The 252-nt window shown below is 58.3% G+C and carries 1 protein-coding gene; it reads right to left on the reverse strand.

What is annotated here, in order from left to right; translation table 11 throughout:
• A partial coding sequence (locus tag SB719_RS21505) for a hypothetical protein (protein WP_412159938.1) occupies nt 1-252 on the reverse strand: 252 nt, incomplete at both ends.

A 252-nucleotide genomic window follows, 5' to 3' on the forward strand; every position in this document is an offset into this window, starting at 1 on the left:
CGTTCATGACTTCACGGCAGGACAGCTGCCCTTTGTGCAGCGGGATTGCAAGGTAGAAGTCCTTTTCGAACTCGTCCCGGTTCAGCACGTAGCCCGGCGACAGGTCCCGACGTGCATAGGCACCGCGCACGAGTGCGTTGAGGTACTCGGTTTCTTTACGTGAAATGATGCGTCGAGTGCCGCTGACACCCCCGCACATTTCCTTGGCCTTGTGGAAGGCCTTGTACCAGGTATCGCATTGCTCAGGGAGCG

Source organism: Pantoea sp. SIMBA_079 (assembly GCF_046940275.1).
In the GTDB taxonomy this organism is placed as follows: Bacteria; Pseudomonadota; Gammaproteobacteria; order Enterobacterales; family Enterobacteriaceae; genus Pantoea; species Pantoea borealis.